Source organism: Acidimicrobiales bacterium (assembly GCA_016794585.1).
Taxonomy (GTDB): Bacteria; Actinomycetota; Acidimicrobiia; order Acidimicrobiales; family DATDAH01; genus JAEUJM01.
The window spans coordinates 21688-37595 of record JAEUJM010000030.1 but is presented as its reverse complement, the minus strand read 5'-3'; the positions used below and the strand labels follow the sequence as shown (position 1 = coordinate 37595).

General features: G+C 71.9%; 14 protein-coding genes. 3 read left to right on the top strand and 11 right to left on the bottom strand.

What is annotated here, in order from left to right:
• The 6 genes from JNK12_15365 to JNK12_15340 all read right to left on the bottom strand — a co-directional run.
• Positions 1-320 (bottom strand): dihydropteroate synthase (locus tag JNK12_15365; protein ID MBL8777320.1); only part of this gene is annotated, 320 nt, incomplete at its 3' end.
• A 129-nt stretch (positions 321-449) separates the two neighbouring features.
• Positions 450-2357 carry an ATP-dependent zinc metalloprotease FtsH gene (gene ftsH, locus JNK12_15360; protein ID MBL8777319.1) on the bottom strand — a complete coding sequence of 636 codons (1908 nt, stop codon included), beginning with the start codon at positions 2355-2357 and terminating at the stop codon, positions 450-452.
• 94 nt (positions 2358-2451) lie between these two features.
• On the bottom strand, positions 2452-3006 hold the full coding sequence (hpt, locus tag JNK12_15355; GenBank protein ID MBL8777318.1) for a hypoxanthine phosphoribosyltransferase: 555 nt from the start codon (positions 3004-3006) through the stop codon (positions 2452-2454).
• Between the two features lie 11 nt (positions 3007-3017).
• Entirely contained in the window at positions 3018-3929 is a 912-nt protein-coding gene (gene tilS / locus JNK12_15350) for a tRNA lysidine(34) synthetase TilS (GenBank protein ID MBL8777317.1), read from the bottom strand.
• Between the two features lies 1 nt (position 3930).
• The gene (locus tag JNK12_15345; GenBank protein MBL8777316.1) at positions 3931-5004 is read right to left on the bottom strand and encodes a zinc-dependent metalloprotease; all 1074 of its coding nucleotides are present in this window, start codon (positions 5002-5004) and stop codon (positions 3931-3933) included.
• A gap of 16 nt (positions 5005-5020) precedes the next feature.
• Positions 5021-5161 (bottom strand): hypothetical protein, encoded by a 141-nt coding sequence (locus tag JNK12_15340; GenBank protein ID MBL8777315.1) that lies wholly within the window; start codon positions 5159-5161, stop codon positions 5021-5023.
• 44 nt (positions 5162-5205) lie between these two features.
• On the opposite strand from JNK12_15340, the gene JNK12_15335 reads away from it, so the two are divergent.
• Positions 5206-6219, top strand: a complete 1014-nt coding sequence (locus JNK12_15335; GenBank protein ID MBL8777314.1) for a hypothetical protein — start codon at positions 5206-5208, stop codon at positions 6217-6219.
• 12 nt (positions 6220-6231) lie between these two features.
• Here JNK12_15335 and JNK12_15330 read toward each other — a convergent pair whose 3' ends face one another.
• From JNK12_15330 to JNK12_15320, 3 genes are read right to left on the bottom strand one after another with little or no spacing between them, the layout of a single operon-like run.
• Complete coding sequence (locus JNK12_15330; protein ID MBL8777313.1) at positions 6232-6867, bottom strand: hypothetical protein; 636 nt, start codon at positions 6865-6867, stop codon at positions 6232-6234.
• Positions 6868-6927: 60 nt separating this feature from the next.
• Positions 6928-7179 (bottom strand): mycothiol system anti-sigma-R factor, encoded by a 252-nt coding sequence (rsrA, locus tag JNK12_15325; GenBank protein MBL8777312.1) that lies wholly within the window; start codon positions 7177-7179, stop codon positions 6928-6930.
• A complete protein-coding gene (locus tag JNK12_15320) occupies positions 7176-7787 on the bottom strand; it encodes a sigma-70 family RNA polymerase sigma factor (protein MBL8777311.1) in 612 nt (203 codons plus the stop codon). The genes rsrA and JNK12_15320 overlap by 4 nt, the downstream gene beginning before the upstream one ends.
• A 63-nt stretch (positions 7788-7850) precedes the next feature.
• Here JNK12_15320 and JNK12_15315 point away from each other — a divergent pair, with 63 nt between their 5' ends.
• Positions 7851-8384 (top strand): hypothetical protein, encoded by a 534-nt coding sequence (locus JNK12_15315; GenBank protein ID MBL8777310.1) that lies wholly within the window; start codon positions 7851-7853, stop codon positions 8382-8384.
• 88 nt (positions 8385-8472) lie between these two features.
• On the top strand, positions 8473-9501 hold the full coding sequence (locus tag JNK12_15310) for an undecaprenyl-diphosphate phosphatase (GenBank protein MBL8777309.1): 1029 nt from the start codon (positions 8473-8475) through the stop codon (positions 9499-9501).
• Positions 9502-9551: 50 nt separating this feature from the next.
• On the opposite strand, the gene JNK12_15305 is transcribed toward JNK12_15310, so the two are convergent.
• On the bottom strand, positions 9552-10319 hold the full coding sequence (locus JNK12_15305) for a hypothetical protein (GenBank protein ID MBL8777308.1): 768 nt from the start codon (positions 10317-10319) through the stop codon (positions 9552-9554).
• A 160-nt stretch (positions 10320-10479) separates the two neighbouring features.
• The gene (locus JNK12_15300; GenBank protein MBL8777307.1) at positions 10480-15855 is read right to left on the bottom strand and encodes an S-layer homology domain-containing protein; all 5376 of its coding nucleotides are present in this window, start codon (positions 15853-15855) and stop codon (positions 10480-10482) included.
• Positions 15856-15908 lie beyond the last annotated feature (53 nt).

The following is a 15908-nucleotide window of genomic DNA, read 5'->3' as shown; positions in this document are numbered from 1 at the left end:
TCGAACGCCAGGCCGCTGACGTCGTTGACCAGGTCGGCCCCGGCGTCGAGGGCCGCGCGCGCCACCTCGGCCCGCGACGTGTCGACGGAGAGCAGCCCCGCCCCGGCGGCCCGCAGCTGAGCCACCACCGGCACCACGCGCCGCAGCTCCTCCTCGACCGGCACGCGCTCGGTGGTGCCCGGCCGGGTCGACTCGCCCCCCACGTCGACCACGTCGGCGCCCGACTCGAACAGCGCCAGGCCGTGGGCCAGGGCCGCGTCGGGCGAGGCGAAGCGGCCGCCGTCGGAGAACGAGTCGGGCGTGACGTTGAGCACGCCCATCACGAGCGTGCGCTCGCCCAGCCGCCACGGACGTCCGTGGACGCTCAGCTCGAAGACCGGGCGCGGGGCGACGAAGCCGGGCTGCACGCCGGGATTATCCGCCCGCGGGGCGGAGATTCGGAAGTCGGCCTAGGCGCTCGGCTTGGGGTGGGCCACCGGCGGCGGCGTCAGCAGGCTTCCCAGGCGGTCGGGCTCGGGCTCGACGCGGCCCTCGCGGGGCGGCTCGGCTGCGGCCGGAGGGGTCTTGACCCTCAGGCCGAGCTTCTCGCCGCGCAGCAGCTGCTGGATCTGCGGCGCGTCGAGCACCTCGTGCTCGAGCAGCGCCTCGGCCACCGCCACCAGGCGCTCCTTCTGCTCGGTGATGATGGTCAGCGCCCGGTCGTACTGCTCGCTGACGATGCGCTTGACCTCGGCGTCGATCTTGAGCGCCGTGTTCTCGCTGTAGTCCTGGTGCCGGTTGAACTCGCGGCCGAGGAAGATGGCCTCCTCCTTCTTGCCGTACGTCAACGGCCCCAGCTCCTCGCTCATGCCCCACTCGCAGACCATCTTGCGGGCCATCTCGGTGGCCTGCTCGATGTCGTTCTGGGCGCCGGTGGTGATCTGGCCGAAGACCACCTCCTCGGCGATGCGCCCGCCCATGCAGACCGCGATGCGGCTCTCGAGCTGGTCGCGGTTCCAGTTGTGGCGCTCCTCGGTCGGCAGCTGCTGGGTCAGGCCCAGGGCCATGCCGCGCGGGATGATCGTGACCTTGTGCAGCGGGTCCGTGTGCGGCAGCATCGCGGCCAGCAGCGCGTGGCCGGCCTCGTGGAAGGCGGTGACCTTCTTCTCCTCCTCCGTGATGATCAGGCTGCGCCGCTCGGCGCCCATCAGCACCTTGTCCTTCGAGGACTCGAAGTCGTGCATGGTGACGGACTTCTGGTTGTGGCGCGCCGCCAGCAGGGCGGCCTCGTTGACCAGGTTGGCCAGGTCGGCGCCCGAGAAGCCGGGCGTGGCGCGCGCCAGCACCGAGATGTCGACGTCGTCGCTCAGGGGGATCTTGCGCGTGTGCACCTGCAGGATGCCCTCGCGGCCGCCCACGTCGGGGCGCGAGACCACCACGCGGCGGTCGAAGCGGCCGGGGCGCAGCAGGGCCGGGTCGAGCACGTCGGGCCGGTTGGTGGCCGCGATCAGGATCACGCCGTCGTTGGACTCGAAGCCGTCCATCTCGACCAGCAGCTGGTTGAGGGTCTGCTCGCGCTCGTCGTGGCCGCCGCCCAGGCCCGCGCCGCGGTGGCGGCCGACGGCGTCGATCTCGTCGATGAAGATGATGCAGGGCGCGTTCTTCTTGCCCTGCTCGAACAGGTCGCGCACGCGGCTGGCGCCCACGCCCACGAACATCTCGACGAAGTCCGAGCCCGAGATGGAGAAGAAGGGGGCGTCGGCCTCACCGGCGACGGCCCGGGCCAGGAGGGTCTTGCCGGTGCCCGGAGGCCCGAAGAGCAGGACACCCTTGGGGATCTTGGCGCCGAGGGCCTGGAACTTGGCCGGTGACTTGAGGAAGTCCTTGATCTCCTGGAGCTCCTCGACGGCCTCGTCGGCGCCGGCCACGTCGGCGAAGGTCACGCTGGGCTGGTCGCTGTCGACCTTCTTCGTCTTGGCCTTCCCGAACTTCATCACCCGTCCGCCGCCGCCCTGCATCTGCGACATCACGAACACGAACACGCCGACGAGCAACAAGATGGGGAGCAGGCTGGCGGCCAGCGAGATCCAGAACGACTCCTGCTGCTGGTCGACCGACAGCTCGACGGGGGGCTCGGCGTTGGCGATCTCGTCGGTGAGCTCGTCGGCGAACTCGGTCGGGTACACCGCGACGTACTCGGTGCCGTCGCGCAGCTCGCCCCGCACCTCGTTGTCGCGGTCCTTGATCTCCGCGGTCTCGACGTTGCCGTCCTGGAGCTCGGTCCGGAACTCGTCGAGGGTGAGGTCCTCGGGCGAGTCGGCGCGGAAGAGCCAGGAGCTGAGGAACAGGCTGGCGAGCAGGACGGCCCCGATGGCCAGGGCGAGGCGGTAGGACGGCTTCACTTGGCCCCCCAAGATACGGGCTGGTGGACGGTTCCGGTGTGTCGGGCCGGCGGCGCGCCGACCGGGACCCTCAGGTGGGGCCGGCCCAGGCGCAGAGGTAGGGCAGGCTGCGGTACCGCTCGGCGACGTCGAGCCCGTAGCCGACGATGAAGTCGTCGGGGATCGAGAAGCCGACGTAGCGCAGGTCGCTGGCCGCCTCGCCGGCGCTCTCCCGCACCAACAGCGCGCACACCTCGAGGCTGGCGGGGTTGCGGGCCTCGAGGTTCTGGCGCAGGTAGCGCAGCGTCAGCCCGCTGTCGACGATGTCCTCGACGAGCAGCACGTGGCGGCCCGACAGGTCGATGTCGAGGTCCTTCACGATGCGGACCACGCCGCTCGTGCGGGTGGAGCTGCCGTAGGACGACACCGCCATGAAGTCGACCTCGACGGGAAGGTCGATGGAGCGGGCCAGGTCGGCCATGAACAGGAACGCACCCTTCAGGACGCAGACCAGCAGCGGTGGCCGACCGGCGAAGTCCGCGGTGATCTCCTTGCCGAGCGCGGCGACCCGTTCCTGCAGCTCCTCCGCACCGACGATGACCCGACCGAGGTTGGGATCGTCGTCGAAGGCGCTCGGGGAGGTCACTGCGGCGCAGGCTAGTGGGCGGGGCCGGCCGGAGGGTCGAGCCCCAGGACGCCACCCGAGCGGGTGACCCGCCAGCCGGCGCCGACGTCGGCGGCGCCGGCGTCCAGGCGGGCGACCGCCAGCACGCGCTCGACCGTGGCGGCATCCGGCGGATGCTCGCCCGCGGGGCCGTCCCGCAGCCACGCCCGCACGGCCAGTCGGGCCAGCGCCACCGGCGCCTCGCGGAGCGCCCGGGCATCGGTGACGTCCAGCTCGGTGGCCAGCACCGCCAGCAGGTCGGCCTCGTCGCGGAGCAGGTCGGCCTGACGGCAGAGGACCGGCACGACGTCGCGGCCGGCGATCTCGTCGAGCAGCGGCTGGAGCTCGTGGCGCACCCGGTTGCGCCGGAAGCGCGGATCGACGTTGGACGGGTCCTGCACCGGGTCCAGGCCCAGGGCGGCACACAACGCCACCGTCTCCGATCGACGCACCGCCAGCAGGGGTCGCCGCGGTCCGGGGCGCATGCCCGAGAGGCCGGTCGACCCGGCGCCCCGCACGAGGTTGAGCAGGATCGTCTCGGCCTGGTCGTCGGCGGTGTGGCCGGTGCACACGTCCGCCGGCAGCACGGCGTACCGCTCCGAGCGCGCACGGGCCTCGAGGTTCGGCCCGTCGCCGACGTCGACGCGCACGGCACGAAAGGTCGCCCCGAAGCGGGCCGCGGCGGCTCGGACGACCTCGGCCTCCGCGGCCGACCCGAAGCGCAACCCGTGGTCGACGTGCACCGCCGTGACGTCGAGACCCGCCGCCACCGCCAACACCAGCAGCGCCAACGAGTCGGCCCCGCCGGACACGGCGCAGGTGACCGTCCTCCCCGGCGGCGGGAAGTCACATCGGTCGAGGAGCGCTTCGACCGTGGCATCCGAGAACCCGGAGGGCTCGGCCACGTCAGCCGGCGAGGGAGGAGGCGGCGCGCACCCGCTCGATCCAGAGGGCGGGCTCACGGATCTCGGCCATGGAGGGCAGGGCCTCGGGGCCGGTCCACGCCTCGTCGAGGAGGCTCGGGCCGCCGACGGCCTCGACCGCGGCGATGAACCTCTCGCCCTGCTCGTACTGGTTCAGCTTGGCCTCGAGGCCGACCAGCTTCTGCAGCAGGCGGACCAGGGTGTTGGTCTGCTGGCGGCGCAGGCGCAGCACGCGACTGAAGCGCTCCGCGCTCGGGATCCGGTCGGCGCCGGCACGGTCCATGGTGACGTCGCCGTGGCCCTCGAGCAGGCTCATCATCCCCGAGATGCGGTCGAGCACGGCCCGCTGCTCGTCGCTGGCGAGCAGGGCGGCCATCCCTCCGTCGTCGAGGGGGTTGCGCCCGGTGCGGACGCCTTCGGCCACCCGGCCGATCGCGTCGAGGAACCGCTTGGGGTCGGGGTCCACGGCGTCGAGGGTCTCGTCCACCAAGGAGAGGAAGTGCTCCCGCAGCCAGGGGATGCCCGTGAACTGGGCGCGGTGGGTCACCTCGTGGAGGGCCAGCCAGAGGCGGAACTCGCGGGGCGGGAAGGCGAAGTGCTTCTCGAGGGCCAGGACGTTGGGGCCCACGTAGTAGACGACGTCCTGATCCTCCGGGCGCTCTTCCTCGACGACCAACATGTCGTACTGGCCGAGCACCCGGGTGGACATCCACCCGAGCATCAGGCCCACCTCGGCGCCGGCGATGCCACGGGCAACGGGAGCGAACGGCCCCGACGCCATGCGATCGCCGAACCGATCGGTCAGGGGGCGCAACAGGCGCTGGAACGAGGCGATGTTCGCCCGGACCCAGTCGGGTCGATCGGTGACCCGGGCGCGGGCGGGCCCGGCGAGCGAGCGCAGACCGGTGGCGTCCCCCACCAGCGCCTCCGCCTGCGCGGTGAGCTCGGCGAAGTCGGGCGTCAGCGAGTCGTAGTGGTAGGAGCGGGCGAAGGGATCGGTGCCGGCGACGCGCACGGCCACCTTCTCGGCGAGGCCCCAGTCGACCGGGCTGCTCACCGAGGTGCCGCCGGCCTCAGGACTTCGGGTACTTCGGGGAGACGACCTTCACGAGGTAGCCGACGATGGTGGCGATGATCATCAAGACCACGAGGGCCACCACGGCCGGTGCGATCCAGAAGTGCCACACCTGGGAGGCGAGAACCACGGCATCCATGGGGCTGGATCATACGGGTTAGCTTCCCCCACGAGGAATCGACCGTGACCGCACCCACCCCGCTCCCCTCCCGCCGGCCGGCACGGTCGGCCCTGGTGCTCGCCGTGCTCGCGGTCGCCGCCCTGGTGGCCGCGGCCTGCTCGGGCACCGGGGACACCGAGGTGGCCGCTGGTGGGGACGCTCCGGCCGCCACCACCGCTCCCTCCACCACCTCGGGCCCTGCCGTTCCAGAGGGCGGATACGACGTCGTCGTGCACACCGAGACCCTGGTGGACACGGCCCGGCCCACGCCGGGCCTCCCCGACACCGGCGTGCCCGCTTCGAACGACCGGACGTTGGTCACCACGTTCACCTACCCCGACGTTCCCGGGCCGTTCCCCCTGATCGCCTTCGCCCACGGGCACTACGGCCACCCGCGCAAGTTCACCCAGCTGTTCGAGGAGTGGGCCGCGGCCGGCTTCGTCGTCGCCGCCCCCGCCTTCCCCCTGAGCAACGACGAGGTGCCCGGCGCCGCGAGCGTCTTCGACCTGCCCGAGCAGCCGGGCGATCTCAGCTTCGTCATCTCCGAGTCGCTCCGGCTCTCGGGGGAGGACGACCGCTTCCTGACGGGACGCGTCGACCCGGAGGCCATCGGTGTGGGGGGCCTGTCCCTCGGCGGCGCCACGACCTACCTCACCGCCTTCGACGAGTGCTGCCTCGACGAGCGGGTCGACGCGGCGATGGTGCTCGACGGCCTGCGCCCCGACGCCGAGGGCCTGCAGCTCGACCGCGGCATCCCGTTGCTCATCGTGCACGCCGACGCGGACCCGGTCGTCTCGTACTCCTACGCGCAGGAGGCGTTCGCCGCCGCGGCGACCCCCAAGTACCTGGTGACCCTGCACGAAGACGTGCACTCGTCCCCGTTCGAGGACGACCCCGACCCCGCCGACCAGGTGGTGCTCGACACCACCACGGCGTTCTGGCGCCACCACCTCGCCGGTGACGAAACCCCGGCCGCCGAGTTGCAGGCGGACGCCGGCGTGCCGGGGCTCACCACCGTGGTGGCGCGCCCCGGCTGAAGGGCCCGTGGGTCAGGTGGCCCGTCGGACGTTCGGGGTCCAGGTGGCGTTCGGGCTGTAGTCCACCGACACCGGGGCGCTCGCGTTGGCGGGGTAGCGGTCGTACTGCATCGTGGCGTAGGTCCGGATCGCGGGGTGGCTCGAGATGCACGCCCGGTCGAACTCCACCTGGAACTGGGTGGGCTGGTTGTGCACGAAGGTGGCGTCGCACCGGTGGGTGAACGTGGCGTTGTTGCGCACCACCTCGGCGACCACACCACCGTTGCCGTCGTTGAAGATGCCGGCGAGGAAGTCGGGACCGCCGCCGTCGTTCACGTCGATGGCCCACACGATCCACGTGTACCCACCGCGCCACGACGCCGACGTGGCCGGGTTGGATCCCAGCTTGGTCCTCACGGTGAGGCGGACGGTGCTCGACCGGTGCTCGACCTTGATGGCGGTGATGTCTCCGCTGCCGTAGGCGTCACCGGGCGTGTCCGCCAGCGTGAACGGCGACGCCACGGAGGCCTCGGGCCCGCCACCGGCGGGGGCGTGCGCCGCGGCGGCGGCCCAGTCCGGGCCCGTCGGCGCCTCGGTCGCCAATGCCGGCGCCGAGAGGGTCAGCGTCGCGAACAATGCCAAGCCGCCCATCCAGTACTTCTTGTGCATATGCCGACGCCTCCGTTCGATGGAGGACGCAGTATGGCAGATGCGACCGGTGAACGGCGCTCAGGCGTCGCTGGCCAGACGGAGGGCCTCGGCGATGCGCATCTTCAGCGACTCCGGCACCTCGTCACGGCACCGCTGCGAGATGACGATGCGGAGCTCGGCCTCGAAGTGCTCGGCGCCCACACAGGGAGGGCACTCGTCGAGATGGGCCTTGATCTTTGCCCGCTTGTGGTCGGTGAGCTCACCGTCGAGGTAGGACCAGATCTCGGCGAAGGTCTCTTCGCACTGTGGCTTCATCGGCTTGTCGTTCATCCGGCGTGCTCCACGACTTCGGGGGACTCCGCGACGGCGTGTTCTTCGAGAGACACGAGCCCCCGTTCGACGGCGTACTCGTACAACCGCTTCTGGAGGCCCTTTCTTCCCCGGTGCAGCCGGCTCATCACGGTCCCGATGGGGATGTCGAGGATCTCGGCGATCTCCTTGTAGGAGAAGCCCTCGACATCGGCGAGGAGCACCGCCACCCGGAACTGCTCGGGCAACGACTCGAGCGCCTCTTTCACCTCGGTGTCGGTGACGTGGTCGAGCAGCTCGTCCTCGGCGCTGCGGCCGTTCGCCGCCGCCTCGAGCCCGCCGAGGCGGCGGTAGAGGTAGAGGTCCTCCACCTCCTCGAGGTCGGACTCGTCCGGGCGACGCTTCTTCGCCCGGTAGGTGTTGATGAAGGTGTTGGTGAGGATGCGGTAGAGCCAGGCCTTGAGGTTGGTGCCCTCCTGGAAGCTGCCGAAGGCCCGGTAGGCCTTCAGGTAGGTCTCTTGGACGAGGTCCTCCGCGTCGGCAGGGTTGCGCGTCATGCGGAGCGCGCCCGAGTAGAGCGACGCCATGAGGGGCATCGCCTGCTCCGCGAAGTCCGCCTGGTCGGCCATGGGGCCACCCTACCCATCCGGGGTCGCCGGGACCCTGGCGGGCCGGCGCCTATCCTCGCCGCCGTGACGGACTCGATCACGGTCCCCGATGCGCTGTCACGTCGGGGTGTCGACCACCACCTGCTGCACGAAGCAGCGACGATGGCGCTCTACGTCGCCATCGTGGTCGAAGCCGCCCTGCTCACCCTGTGGGTCAACCAGGACCCCGGCGAGCGTTCCGACGTGCACGGTGTGCACCTCATCGCCCTGATCTGGGGGACCACCATCGGGCTGACACTGGCCCACCTCTTCGCCTTCCGGTTGGCAGGACGGGCGTTCGTCTACGAGGGCGCGAACTCGCACGGCCGGGTGGCGGCCGCCCAGCTGGCCGGCGCGGCCGCCGTCGCCCTGCTCTGCTCGATCCCGGGGTTGTTCGCCAGCGACACCAACGACCTGCCCTTCTCGCTCTTCGTCCCGGAGATCATCATCGGGGTCGCGGGCTACGTGACAGCCCGGACGTCGGGCAGCTCCAAGCTGTGGGCGCTCGCCATCGGCATCGGCGCCGCCACCCTGGGCCTGCTCATCGCGGTGGCCAAGAACGTGCTCGCCGGGCACTGACGGGACCTGCCACCCGCTGCGCTGGCCGGGCCTCCGTCCCCGCCGTTACGGTGCCGACGCCGCCCCCACCCCCACCTCAGGAGCGAGCGTGCACCGATCCATCCGGGCCCGGGTGACCTCCCTCGCCCGCCACCGCCCCAGCCGCCGTCTCGCCCTCGTGGCGATGGTGCTGGGCGCAGTGGCGGCCGCCACCCACCCTGCGGGTGCCGCCTCGGTGGCCGGTGCGGCAGCCTCCGGCACCGAGGACCTGCTGTCGTGGTGGGAGGCGGCCATCCTCGGCGTGGTCGAGGGGATCACCGAGTACCTGCCCGTCTCGTCCACCGGCCACCTGCTGATCACCGCCCGCCTGCTCGGCCTCCCGGACGAGAAGGGCAGCGCCGGCCTCGAGGCCGTCAACACCTACGTCATCGCCATCCAGTTCGGGGCCATCCTCGCCGTCGCCGGCCTCTTCTGGCGGCGCTTCGTGGCCATGCTCGCCGGCCTCGTCGGGCGCAACCCCGACGGGCGGCGCCTGCTCGTCAACCTCGTCATCGCCTTCGTGCCCGCCGCCGCGTTGGGCTTCCTGTTCGACGACACCATCGAGGACGCCCTGTTCGGCCCGTGGCCCATCGTCCTGGCCTGGATCGGGGGCGGCATCTTGATCCTCGTGCTCGAGCGCACCGGGCGCATCCCCGACCGCGGCGTGCCGGGAGCGGAGCCCGGCGACGAGGAGGGCGGGGACGCCCTCGCCGCCATCACCAACCGCCAGGCCCTCATCATCGGACTCGCGCAGTGCGCTGCGCTGCTCCCGGGGACCAGCCGCTCCCTCGCCACCATCCTCGGGGCGCTCCTGGTGGGCGTGGCCCTCCGCGCCGCCGTCGAGTTCAGCTTCCTCCTCGGGTTCGCCACCCTGTCCGCGGCGACCGCCTACAAGCTGGCGTCGGACGGCGGCACCCTCGTCGACCAGTTCGGCCTCGTGGACCCGCTCATCGGCGCGCTGTTCGCCTTCGTGTCCGCGGTGCTGGCCATCAAGTGGCTCATCACCTACCTCGAGCGCCACGACCTCTCGATCTTCGCGTGGTACCGCTTCGTGGTCGCCGGCCTCGCCATCGCCCTGCTGGCCGGCGGGGTGCTCTGACCGTCCCGACGGCGCACGGCCCGGGACCCGGGGCCCCAGGCGGGTGACGGTCAGTCGTCGGGGGTGACCCGCTCGCGCCCCAGGTTCTGGACGCCGGTGGCGCCCCACTCGCCGGTGAGGTGCCCGTTCGGGCCCATGGTGTAGCCCACGGCTGCACACGTGCGGTCGCCGAAGCCCACCACGAGGACGTTGCCGACCCGCAGCGCCGAGCCCGTCGCCAGGAAGCCCCCGACCTGACGGGTGATCTCGAAGGCCTCGCCGGCATCGACGATGTCCATCGACCCGCTGTACTCGACACCATCGGCGTTCGTCCCCTCGATGGCGTAGGACCCCGTGACCCCGGGCCCGCCGGGGATCACCGCGGCCACGGCTTCGTCGATCGGGCCGCGCCCGTCGTAGGTGACCCACCGGCCGTCGAGCGTGTCATCGGGGCCGATCGGATAGATGGCGGCGTTGCAGGCCGTGCCGTCATCCCCGTGGGTGGCAGCGAGGATGTCGCCCTCGGCCACCCCGACGCCCTCGTAGCTCCCGTTGGTGTCCCAGTCGAGGGCGAGGGGCCCGGCCTCGTCGCCGTCGATGGTGAGCGTGCCCCGGTAGCGCGACCGGTCGGGGTTCGTCCCGCGGATCCGGTAGTCGCCGGGGAACGTGCCGTCGCCCTGGACGGGCACCGTGGTCCCGGGACCACCCCCGGAGGCGCCTCCCCCGCCGCTGCCGTCGGCGCTGGTGCACGACGTCACCAGCGCGGCGAGCAGGACGACGGCGACCAGCGCCGCCGCCCGACGCGAGGCTCGGCGGGGGTGCCGGAGGCCGTGGGTCATGGCGACCACCCTGCCCCGCGCGACCGTCCGTCGGCCAGACGGGACGCCGGGCGTCGCTGCGGGCCGACCGGCGAAGCTTCCGGAAAGGGGAGCGAGGGTGGGCAGGGCAGGACGCCCTGCCCACCAACGGCGGTCACGATCGGTGGCGGCGGCACGGCCGCTACTGCACCTCGAAGGCCCCCAGGTCGATGCGCGTGCCCACGATGCGGGGGTTGCCCGCGAGGTCGGTTGCGGGCGGGTCCTGGATACCCGGGGTGAACGGGTCCCAGTCGACGTTCTGGTTGCCACGGTCGACGGCGTTGCTCCCCGGCACGAGCGTGTAGTCGGGAGCGGACAGGAGGTCCTGGAGGTTGGTCGGCGGCGTCAAGGCCCGGATCGCCGTCCCCTGGAAGCCACGACCCCGGAGGCCGACGAAGCGGTTGTTCTGCGCCCCGTTGTCACACGTCACCTGCCCGCGGTTGTTCGCCACGGTCGGGGCCTCGCTGCGGCCGAAGTACTCGAGACCGCCGCAGAACTCCCCGTAGGTGCCGTGGGTCGACCCCGAGCCGACCATGGAGTCCTCGGTGATGGTGGCGAGGAAGTTGGTCGGAGCGCCGCCGGTGCGCAGCTCGGTGGAGCTGGACGCAGCGATGCCCGCGAACCAGAAGTACCCGCAGTTGCCTCCGCCGAAGTCCGGGAGGGCGACGTCGATGCCGCCCAAGCAGAAGTTGTACGGGCCGGCGGCGATGTTGCCGCTGTTCCACTGGTCGCTGAAGCCGAGCACGCCCCGAGCGACCTGCTCGAGGGCGCTGAACGAGGACGGGCGGACCTGGCTACCGAGCCCGTTGCCGTTGCGCTCCACGTTGGTCGGCTGCCACGCCATCGTGTTGCCCACGAAGATGCTGCTCTGGAAGTGGGCCGACGCCCCGTTGACGAATCCGGTCGAGGCGGCGTCGTAGCCCGTTCCGGTCCGGTAGTTGCTGGTCTCGTCGCCGGCGATGATGACGCCGGCACCGTTGTTGCCCGTCACCGTGCAGTTGATCATCCGCACGTTGGCGTCGTCGTGGGCGAAGAGCCCCCCGCCGAAGCCGTCGGTGCTGGGGTTCGCCGGCAGCCGGGGGCCGACCCGGGTGATGTTGTCGCTCAGCAGGCACCCGGCGAGCAGGACCGCCGCCGATCCGTGGGCGTGGACGCCGCCCCCACGCCCGACGACCATCGAGTCGCCCTGCGCGGTGTTGCCGGTGACCGAGGTGTTGCGCAGGCGCAGCGTCGTGCCGGTGCCGCTGGCGTCGATGCCACCACCCACGAGCGCCGTGTTGTCCTCCACCGCGCTGTCGTCGATGGCGACCTCGGAGTCCTCGAGGCCGACGCCACCCCCGCCGGCGCAGTCGAAGGCGGGGGCCGTGGTGCAGTTCCGGCTCAGCAGCGTGCGGTTGGAGAGGTTGTTGCGGATGACGCTGTCGTCGATGTGCGCGTCGTCCACGTCGGCGAGGTGGACGCCACCGATCGGCCCGGAGTTCGAGGCCACGGTCGCCCGACGGACCACGAGGCCGTCACCACCGGTCCAGGTGATGCCCGCACCCGTGGGCGTCCCCGACGTCCACGCCGGGCGGGAGTTGTTCACGACCTGGAGATCACGGAGCAGTGCCCCTTCGCCGGTGCCCTGGATCCCGCCGGCGGTCCCGCCCTGCACCACGACCCCGTCGAGGGCCGAGAAGTCCTGGTCCACCGACACGACCGGGCCGGTCTGGCCGACGGCCTGGCCGACGAGCCTGGTGGCGGTCGGCCCGGTGAAGCGAAGGGTGCGCTGGTCGAGGAACTGCTCGTCGCCCCGGAAGCCACCGATCACGCCCGCCTGACCCGGCAGGGCGAAGCCCGTGGTCGGCGCGGTGTAGGTGCCGCCGGCCACCCAGATCGACCGCACGTCGTCGCGGGGGTCGGCGTTCTGGTTCACGCCGGTGATGTCCAGGGCGCTCGCCAGGTCGGGCAGCGGGTTGGCCCAGCAGCCCGGAGTGGCGCACGGCGTCGGGTCGACCCGCCGGATCGAGCTGTTCAGGGGCGCAGGGTCCGGTGGCTGGCCCGCGCAGGCGGCATCGCCCACGGCGAGGCAGTCGGAGTAGAAGTCGCCGTCCGAGTCCCGCTCGAGGGGGTTCGCCCGCGCGTCGATGGGGGTCCCGGCGACGTCGCGGCCGGCGCCGACGAGCTCCTCCTGGTCGCCGACCCCGTCGCCGTCGGTGTCGGCGATCTTCGGGTTGGGTGCCGACCACGGGCACGAGATCGAGTCGGCATCCCAGAGTGGGGTGCCGGGCGAGGGGTCCGCCGCGCACGGCTGCCCGCCGTTCGCGGCGTCGGCGAGGCCGACGATCCAGCCGCGGGCCTCGTCGAAGTCGGAGATGCCGTCCTCGTCGGTGTCGGTCGGGCCCACTTCGGCGTTGACCACCGGCTCGACGCTGTCGACGAGCTCGTCCTCGTCGCAGTCGGTCTGGCGCACGAGGCGGATCCGGTCGCCGGCCCGGACGACGACGTCGTCGAAGCCCTCCGTGAGGGCCTGCTCGGTCTGCTCGTCGGTCGTGGTCATGATGCCCCACTGACCCCGGCAGAGGTCGCTGCTCCCCGTGTCGGTGTTGGCCACGCCGTCGACCGACGCCAGCCGGCCGTCCGGGGTGGTGGTGTAGCAGCCGGCAGCGGGGGTGTCGTCCTCGCAGCGCGGGTACCCGATCTGGTCCATGACCCCGGCCATCCAGGCCGGCGAGCCCTCGGGCGGTGAGCCCATGTGGACCCCGGGGTACGCGCTGATGTCGTTGTACTCGCCGTCGATGTCGTCGCGGGCCACGTTCGTCGAGACGGTGTAGTCCTCGTAGCGGCCCTGATCGCCGGGAGCGACGCTGCCGAAGTCGAGCACGACCTGGGCGGTCTGCCCGAAGGTCGATTCCTGGATGAACTCGAAGTTGCGACCCTCGCTGTCGAGGAACTCGAGGTTGCCGGTGGCGAAGCGCAGGGACGAGGGCGACTCGAGGAACTGCTCGATCAGGTCGACGTTGACGTCCTCCGCCACCGCCTGGACCGGTGCCGTGCTGGCGCCCGGGGGCAGCACGATCCCGTCGAGCGGGATCGTCATGGTGCCGACGACCTCCTCTTCGAGCGTGTCGGGGTTGCGCAGATACAGCGTGTAGCCCACGTCGGCGAGCTGGTAGGTGAACTTGCCCGTGTTGCGGAAGCGCATGCCCTGGGAGATCTCGCCGCTCACCGCGGCCTCGGAGCTGCTCCACTCCTCGGACTCGGTGCGCGACCGCTCCTGGCTGATCTCCTGGGACTCCTCCCGCGAGAACTCGCGCGTCCGCTCGGTGCCCCACTCGTGCGCGTAGCCGAGGGTCAACGAGAGGGTGGCCGACGCGAAGGACTCCTCGGTGCCGATCTGCACGGTGGTCTCGAAGCCGGCTTCGACCGAGATCGAGTTCGACTCGCTCTGGGTGACCGAGTTGGTCTGGGAGGTCGAGGTCGCGTTGCTGACCGAGTTGGCGATGCCGACCTCGATGGCGCCGCCCTGGTCCTGCGAGCGCTCCTTCACCAGTCGGACCGAGGTGCCGCCGACCAGGTCCATGCCGAAGCCGGGCAGCTCGGCCACCGTCATGCTGCGGATGGGCGAGTCGAACTCGTCGAAGTCGGTGGTGCCGTCACCGTCGGTGTCGGCGCTGGTCGGTGACGTGCCGGTGTCGCGCAGCTCGAGGCCGTCGAACAGCGACGGGGTCGGGGGCTGGTCGCCCTCGCTCCCGCGCGAGTCGCGGTCCGAGTCGACCGACGTGGGCGCCGTGAACCACCGGTTCCACTCCTGGTAGTCGTCGATGCCGTCGAGGTCCGTGTCGGCCAGCTCGGGGTCGGTCCGGATCAGGACCTCCTCGTGGTCCGGCAGCTCGTCGTCGTCGGTGTCCTCGTCGAGCGGGTCGCTGACGCCGGTGCGACGGGTGATGTCCGGGCAGCCACCGCCGCCGCCGCCGGGGCAGCCCTGCCCGTCGAGGTCGAGGACCAGCGGGAAGCCGTTGATCTCCTTGCCGTCGGAGAGGCAGTCGTTGTCGGTGTCCGCGTCGTTGGGGTCGGTCTGGAGCTCGGTCATCTCGCGGCCGTCGCTCATGCCGTCGTCGTCGGTGTCGGGATCGGCGGGATCGGTGGGTGCGCCGGCGCCGTCGGCCGCCGGCGGCAGGTCGGTCACCGGGTCGGGGGACAGGCACTGGCCGGAGGGGTCGAGTGGGTCGACGTCACCGCCGTCGGTCGGCTCGGGGTAGGCGTTGGCGATCCCGTGGATCTCGTCGTAGTTCGAGATGCCGTCCCCGTCGCCGTCGCCGGTCGGCTGGGGGATGCCGATCTCGCCGTCGAGCGCATGCAGGAAGCTGACCGCATGGGCCCGGGTCACGGTTGCCTTGGGCTTGAACTTCGTGGCGCTCGTGACGACGCCGGAGTCGGCCACGATGCCCGTCAGGCTCAGCCAGCCGATGGCGCTGCGACTGGTCGCCGACTGCGTCGTGGTGTCGGTGTAGGGGTCGTCGGCCGGGGTCGCCTCGGCGTCCACCCCCGCCCAGCGGGCGAAGCGGTACAGCGCGGTGGCGAGCTGGGCGCGGCCCACCGCCCGGCCCGGGGTGAACGTGCCGGGGCTGGTCGGCGGGATGATCCCGTTGCGGGTCGCCCAGGACACGCCCGCGCGCCCACGCTGGCTCAGGTGGGCGATGTCGCTGAAGGAGTGCGATGGCGCGCTGGTGTCCCGGCCGAGGTACGTGGCGTAGTTGCGGAGGATCTGAGCCAGCTTCCACCGCTTGACCACGCCATCGGGGACGAACTGGGGGGTGCGCCGGAGCACGCTCACGCGGTTGCTGGTGGCCCAGTACGCCGCGTCCTCGTAGTAGGCGCCGGCGGGGACGTCGGTGAAGTGGAACGGGCCGGACGCCTCGGCGCCCGTGACGCTCGACACCCGTGGGTCGGTCCCCGCCTCGGCCTCGGCCCCGTCGGTGGCCCCGTCGAAGTCGGTGTCCGGTGCAGCGGGGTCCGTGCCGTCGGCGGCCTCGGTGCCGTCGTCGACCTCGTCGAGGTCGGTGTCGGGGTTGCGGGGGTCGGTCCCGGCGGCGACCTCCGTCACGTCGTCGACGCCGTCGTCGTCGGTGTCGGCGTCGTTGGGGTCGGTGCCGGTGCCGGCCCGGTTGCCGCCGTCGGTGCCGATCTCGAGGCCGTCGCTCAGGCCGTCGTCGTCGCTGTCGGGATCGGCCGGATCGGTCGGGTCGCCGGGGGCGGCCATGCCGATGAAGCCCCCAGGCCACGGGTTGCGGGCACCGGACGCCTCCTGCGAATCGGTCAGCCCGTCACCGTCGGTGTCGGTGGGGTCGTCGAGGTCACCAGGCACCGGTCGCGCCTCGTCGGGGACGGTCCCGTCATCGGCCGCCACCGAGCCGTTGGCCGCCGGTGCCTCCGGTTCCGCCGACGCCGACCCCGGCAGGAGGGCGAGGCTCGATGCCAACACCGCGACCACGACGACGACCTTCACCATGGACCTGCGCACGACGTACCCCACCATGTTTGCCTCGACGACCGACGAAGGCGGCAAGCTAGCGCGCCCGCGGGATCCAC

Bases quoted from the DNA above. Each gene is read 5' to 3' on its own strand.
- JNK12_15340 (MBL8777315.1), bottom strand. From the start codon at position 5,161: ATGGATGCCGTGGTTCTCGCCTCCCAGGTGTGGCACTTCTGGATCGCA.
- JNK12_15330 (MBL8777313.1), bottom strand. From the start codon at position 6,867: ATGCACAAGAAGTACTGGATGGGCGGCTTGGCATTGTTCGCGACGCTG.
- rsrA (MBL8777312.1), bottom strand. From the start codon at position 7,179: ATGAACGACAAGCCGATGAAGCCACAGTGCGAAGAGACCTTCGCCGAG.
- JNK12_15320 (MBL8777311.1), bottom strand. From the start codon at position 7,787: ATGGCCGACCAGGCGGACTTCGCGGAGCAGGCGATGCCCCTCATGGCG.
- JNK12_15305 (MBL8777308.1), bottom strand. From the start codon at position 10,319: ATGACCCACGGCCTCCGGCACCCCCGCCGAGCCTCGCGTCGGGCGGCG.
- JNK12_15300 (MBL8777307.1), bottom strand. From the start codon at position 15,855: ATGGTGGGGTACGTCGTGCGCAGGTCCATGGTGAAGGTCGTCGTCGTG.